Annotated in this window: 1 protein-coding gene and 1 pseudogene; one reads left to right on the forward strand and one right to left on the reverse strand. The window is 28.1% G+C overall.

Annotated elements, in window-relative coordinates; genetic code table 11:
* Nucleotides 1-183: pseudogene (locus tag ACKTSC_RS13365) on the reverse strand (hypothetical protein); the annotation flags it as partial.
* A gap of 291 nt (nt 184-474) precedes the next feature.
* Here ACKTSC_RS13365 and mobQ point away from each other — a divergent pair.
* A partial coding sequence (mobQ, locus tag ACKTSC_RS13370) for a MobQ family relaxase (RefSeq protein ID WP_407857828.1) occupies nt 475-1,681 on the forward strand: 1,207 nt, incomplete at its 3' end.

The raw sequence follows: 1,681 nt of genomic DNA on the forward strand, positions 1-1,681 counted from the left end.
AGTAGAAAGGATAAAATCACCAATATCTGCTTTTGATTTCAGAATTAATTCTTCTTTTTTCTTTTGTAATTCTTTAATTTGAAGTTCAATATCAGAAACAGTTTTTTTCTTTCTCTTTTTTGGTTTTATTTTTGGAATAATTTGCTCATTTTCTGTCTTGATGGTTTGATCTTGATTTTCCATAAAATATCCCTCCTGATAATTTGTATATGTCTATCGTATTATATTATATTTCTAAAATCAATAAATATAAACGGAAATGTCAGATTAAACATAGTTACTTTTTCATTGATAAATGGTAAAATTAATCTATAGAGAATTCCCTTAGATGTTTTACTAAGGGCGCACTTATACCCCTAAATTTCATTTAGTGGTAATTGTGCTATAAAACTTAATTTACATTTCGTTTTATCGTCAAGCGTGTTTGTTAAAATTCGCTACGCTCATGTTTGAAAAGAAAGAGAGGTGATACAATTGGCAATCTTCCATTTATCTATGACAATAGCAAAAAGAGAAGGCGGAAAAAGAAGTTTAATTGCAATGGCTTCTTATCGAAGCGGTGAAAAATTGTATAGTGAACTATATGAAAAAACTAATCTATACAACCATAGAACTGTTAAACCAGAAGCTTTTATTTTAAAGCCTGATTATGTACCTAATGAATTTTTAGATAGACAGACTTTATGGAACAAAATGGAATTAGCAGAAAAACAGGTTAATTCTCAAATTTGCCGAGAAGTAAATGTAGCATTGCCAATTGAATTAAATAATACAGATCAACGATCACTGATAGAAGAATTTGTTAAAGATAATTTTGTCAGCGAAGGAATGATTGCAGACGTAGCCATTCATAGAGATGATGAAAACAATCCCCATGCTCATATTATGCTAACAATGAGAGAAGTAGATAGTGAAGGAAATATTCTTAACAAGCGAAAAAAGATACCTAAACTAGATGAAAATGGGAACCCGATTTTATTAGAAAATGGTAAAATTAAAATGGTTTCTATTAAAACAAATGATTGGGATAGAAAATCTCTTGTTTCTGAAATTCGTAAAGATTGGGCTGATAAAGTCAACCAATATTTAAAAGATAGAAATATCGATCAACAAATTACAGAAAAATCGCATGCGGAACTTGGAAAAAAAGAACTACCAACAATTCATGAAGGTTTTTACTCAAAAAAATTAGAAGAAAAAGGAGTTATAAGCGAGTTAAAAAGAAAAAATTTAGAAATTCAAAGTTACAATGATATTCTAGCCGAACTTGATAAACTTGAAAGTCAAGAGAAAGTGTTAAAACAAGACCAAAACTTCACTTTAAAATTTGAAAAAACTTTCTCACCTTTAGAAAAAGGAGAACTGAAAAATCTTTCAAAAGAATTGAAATTATTTATTAATGATGAAAACATTGATAAACGATTAGGTGAATTAAAACGATGGGAAAATTCACTTATCTTTAATAATAAAATGGAAATTCAAAAACAACGTTTGATGTTAAGTAAAATTAGTAGTGAACGAGATATGCTTACAAAGGCAAATGAAATTTTAGATAAACAAGCAGAAAGATTCTTCAAAAAATTTTATCCAAGTTTGAATATTGACAAATTTTCAAATCACGAAGTTAGAGCAATGGTTAATGAAACCATATTTAGAAAACAGTTATTGAATAAAGACCAGT

The sequence above is a fragment of the Enterococcus hailinensis genome (genome assembly GCF_045862035.1).
Lineage (GTDB): Bacteria > Bacillota > Bacilli > Lactobacillales > Enterococcaceae > Enterococcus_A > Enterococcus_A hailinensis.